Source organism: Nitrospiria bacterium, assembly GCA_036397255.1.
GTDB lineage: Bacteria > Nitrospirota > Nitrospiria > DASWJH01 > DASWJH01 > DASWJH01.
In genome coordinates, this window is sequence record DASWJH010000069.1 from 1 (window position 1) to 4,267 (window position 4,267).

Annotated in this window: 2 protein-coding genes; one reads left to right on the plus strand and one right to left on the minus strand. The window is 41.6% G+C overall.

Annotation, left to right across the window (positions count from 1 at the left end; translation table 11 throughout):
* Window positions 1–284: 284 nt before the first annotated feature.
* Window positions 285–1,580 carry a mechanosensitive ion channel domain-containing protein gene (locus VGB26_09005; protein ID HEX9757926.1) on the minus strand — a complete coding sequence of 432 codons (1,296 nt, stop codon included), beginning with the start codon at window positions 1,578–1,580 and terminating at the stop codon, window positions 285–287.
* Window positions 1,581–2,228: 648 nt separating this feature from the next.
* Between VGB26_09005 and VGB26_09010 the strand changes: the two genes are divergently transcribed.
* Complete coding sequence (locus VGB26_09010) at window positions 2,229–4,112, plus strand: hypothetical protein (GenBank protein HEX9757927.1); 1,884 nt, start codon at window positions 2,229–2,231, stop codon at window positions 4,110–4,112.
* The last annotated feature ends 155 nt before the right edge of the window (window positions 4,113–4,267 follow it).

A 4,267-nucleotide genomic window follows, 5' to 3' on the forward strand; every position in this document is an offset into this window, starting at 1 on the left:
CCCCCATGGGCCGTAAGGGTCTCCTGTGTCTTTTCTAGCTTGAATGAAAATACGGTTTGCCGTATCATCGCCTCAGCCCTCCTTGGTGGTTAAGGTTTCACCTATCAGGTGAGTAGTATACTCACCCGAAACCCTAATACCTAGAGGGCTTTTTCATTTTCTTGAAGCTTCTATCTCTGTTTTAGGGCCCATGTTATAAAAGACCAAAATAAAAGGAAAATTAAGGGAAGATTAGAATTTTCTCATTAAAAAAATGAGGGAATAAACCAAAAGAGTATAAGCCTTTATTTAGATGGGGGAATCTCTAAATGTGGTAAACCCTCTAGGCCACTTTTAATATAGAGGTCACGTTGAGGAAACGGAATTTCAATGGCATTCTCTTTGAAGATTTTCCAAATTTCAAACCGTAAGGCGCTCCGAACCGATTCAATGCCCTCTTGAGGGTCATTGATCCAAACACGGAGCTCAAAATCCAGTGAGCTTTCTCCAAAATCAACAAATAAAACACGGCATTCGGGGTACTTTAAAACCCGGGGATTGGTCTCCGCCACCAAAAGCAAGAGATCTCTAACCCGAAAGGGATCCGATTTGTAGGAGACGCCAACTTTTATTTTGAGGCGTACGGCAAGATCCGAATGGGACCAGTTCGTGATTTCTGTGGAAATAATATTTGCATTGGGAATCAATCGCTCCACCCCGTCCCGGGTTCTGACCACAATATAACGAGCCCCTAATTTAACCACCCATCCATAACTATCGCCTACAGTAATGACATCCCCTTGTTTAATGGAGCGGTCAAACAATAGAATGATTCCGCTGACCAAATTACTGGTAATGTTTTGCAGCCCAAATCCTAAACCAATCCCTAGGGCCCCCCCAAAAATCGCAAGGGTGGACAGGTTCACTCCCAAGGTATCCAAAGCCACAAGAAATCCTATACCAATAACAAAAAACTTAAAAAACCGCATCACGGCAAAGGAGAGGTTTGGATCAAGGCCGATCTTTTTTAAGATACGGGTTTCGATAAAGGAGGTGAATTGAGAAACACCAAAAAAGAGGATAAAACCTAATATCAACACCTTTAAAATAAGACTGAAGGAAATGGAAACCGGACCCAAAACAACTAAGGGGAAATTAACCACTTCCATTGCCTGTTCGTACCAACCCATAAACCGGATTGCAAGAATGAAAATTCCGACCGCCAACCCAATACGAATGACCATATTAGTAAAACGGCGTTTGGGCAAAAGAAAACTGACACAGACAGATAAAATTTGGTAAAGCATGGAAAATAAAAGTAAAGGAATGGCCGCATCGACTAATCCAGAGGGTTCAGACGTCGCTCGGAAAATTGCAAGGGAGAGCCCAAGGCCCAGGGCCAATATTCCAGGGAATACCACCGAAACCATGATTTGCAGAAAAAAGTTTTTGATCCCCCTAGGCTTTTCCTCTTCGGATGGGGTTATTTTTTTTTGAAGCCACCGAAAAAGGAAAAAAATAGGGGTCCCCATTAGCAGGATGACCGCCATTTGGGTCACCCACTCAAAGGAGAGGAGAGAGGTTAAAAATTCCTTTTGCATGAAAAGACCAGAAGGTATAAGGCTTTCAAAGGTGTCCCTAAACCTGGACTTGAAAGATTTGAAGGTTCAAAAAATATTTTCCATGATACGGAATAGGAACTGCCTTTACAACTTATTTTTTAAAACTTCAGGTCAAGACCCTCGGAAAGGTGTATGCCATAGCCCAATATGAAAAAACCGGTAATTTAAATCCCAGAGTTTTAAAAATGAAATCCTTCTAACTGCGGATTTTAGAAGGAAAGGCATTAAAGGATTTTAATTTTGCAAAGCCCCTATGGGTGGTTAAGAATATCAATCAATCGGTATTGAATGTCTTTATTCCAATCCGCCAAATTTTAATTGGAAATTCCTTTTAAAGATGGATTCAGAAAGCAGACCAAAAGACCTGTGGGTAGTCGACCCCGATATGGCCACGACCCAGTTGGCCGAATTTTTGAATGTTTTTCAAACCCAAACCGGAAAAATCTTTCACAAGGTCCTCCGTTCCTGGCAAAAAACCCACCAAAAAAATTGGCCCGCTTTTTTGAAATTCACCAAGAGATCTATGATCACCTCAGGTCATTACCACCAGAAAATTTTCCACTCCAAAATTGGAATAAGTCGTTAAAAAAATTCCTGCAGAAATATCTAGAGGAAACTCATACGGCTTTGTCCCTTCCTGAAGAATCTTCAACCACTTTTTGGGAAGATTACAAAAAGGAGCTTTTTAATGAATGGGAAAAGGTACCGCAACGGATCAAGTTAACAGGAAAGGGAAAAGAAGATCATTCCCAACCCAAAACCTCTTTTCTTGAACAGTGCTTAGGGTTTTTGAAAAGTCCCCTTAAAAGAGGGTCATATCCCATCCAAGACATTGCTTTTCGCCTTTTTTTAAAATCAAATCTTGAATTACCCTTATCATGGCACTTATTTCAGGAATGGGAGCACTTTGAAAATAAAATCGCGGATCAGTGGACTCAGCTTCACCAATCCTCTGAAAGGGTATTAGATGATCTGTTGTTTTTGGAGGTTTTTCATGAAAAAAAATTAACCCCTGACCCTGACTGGGTGGAAGAAAAACGAGAACACCTCAAAAAACAAATGGCCCTTTTTAATGACTTTTCGGAAAAACTGGCCATCATGGAAAAAGAAGCGGTCCAACGGTTTAAAGATTCCTTTTCCCATGCCGCTCAAAAACTGAATCAAAACTGGGGAAAGATAGGAACCCTCCTTTTTTCTAGCCAAAGGCTGAGTGAAGAAAAAATTTTAGAAAGATGGGCCCAACTGGAAAGAGATTTTAACAAAAGTAAAAACGCGTGGCTTGTCCGTTTTCAAGGTAAAAGGGAAGATTGGCAAAAAGATCTTGAACTATCTCTTTTGCAAACAGAAGTTGCTCAGGTCAGCCTTGAAACTCTCGAAGCTTTGAATGAAAAGTGTCTTCACCAGGTTTTACCCCCGCTGGAAGAGCTGCGCGAAATGGTGACCTTTTCCATGGAAAAATTTCAAAAATCCCTCGCAAAAAACGAAGAGGGCCTTCAATCTATGATTTTATCGGAAAATCGAATGATGCTCCGTTCCCTTCGGCGTGAAAAACTACCCTCTGTGATTCAGGCAGTGGAAGATTCACAAATTGGCAAAACCTTGGAGAATTTTCTATCCAGAACAAAATACGCCGTTGACCAGCTTCCCGAACGGCACATTTTACTTCAGGAAAGAAACGGGAAGGGGCGTCGCATTTCCCCAAAAACAATCGAGATACCTCTGAAAGAACTGGTGGTGGGCGAAAGTTTCAGCCACCTGACTTCAAAACACGAAAATCCAATTCTCCAAATTCAACCCATTTTAAATCAAATAGTCAAGGATATTCAGGAAACGGGTCAAATCATTAAATATAACCTGGAAGCGGCTTTGGATCTTCTTCAGGAAGAAGAAAAGTTGGGCATTCAGGGTGATGCCCAAACCGTTGCGGTGGAAGGGCTTGAACGCACCACAAAACATATTGGGGATCTCATCAACCGGACCCATGACATTTTTAAAATTTGCAAGGAAAATTTATTCGAAATGGCCCTCCATTTCGAAAAACATATCCAAAACCTTGCAGATAATGAAAAAATTATAGATTTAAAATTCCGACTGGCTAAAACCAAAACCAGCGGAAAATTTAGAATTTATTATCAAAAAACCGGAAACCAATTCCAATCAAGCATTTCCCTTTTTTTTCAAACCTTGACACAGGGTTTGACCACTCTTAGGACCTACTATTTTCACCTCAAAAAATTCACGGGCCTTGAAGATGCCAACCTGTCCGTTGAGGAAACCCTATCCCATTTTATTGCAAGAAGGGAAAAACAGATTTCAAAACTCCCTCATGTTTATCGGCGTCTATTTCAAATTGAACCTCTGCAAGATGAACGCTTTTTTGAGGAACGCCCCGAAGAATTTGAACAACTTAAAAAGGAATTTTCCTTATGGGAGGAGGGGCAACCCCGAACCTCGGTATTGGTTTCTGAACGGGGATCCGGTCGGACTTCCATCATTTATTTTGCCAGATAGCGATTTTATAATAAAGGCTCATCGTGGAAGTGAGTGGGTAAATTTTGTCATTACCCGCCTGTCCGGCGGGCACTTGCAGGCAGGGGAAAGCGGAAATCCAGGCCCTTCCCGTCATTCCCGCGAAACCTGTCCTCGAATGCCTCTATCGGGGAGCG

Excerpts from the sequence above, each read along its gene's own strand:
- VGB26_09005 (HEX9757926.1), bottom strand. The coding sequence starts at position 1,580 with ATGCAAAAGGAATTTTTAACCTCTCTCCTCTCCTTTGAGTGGGTGACC.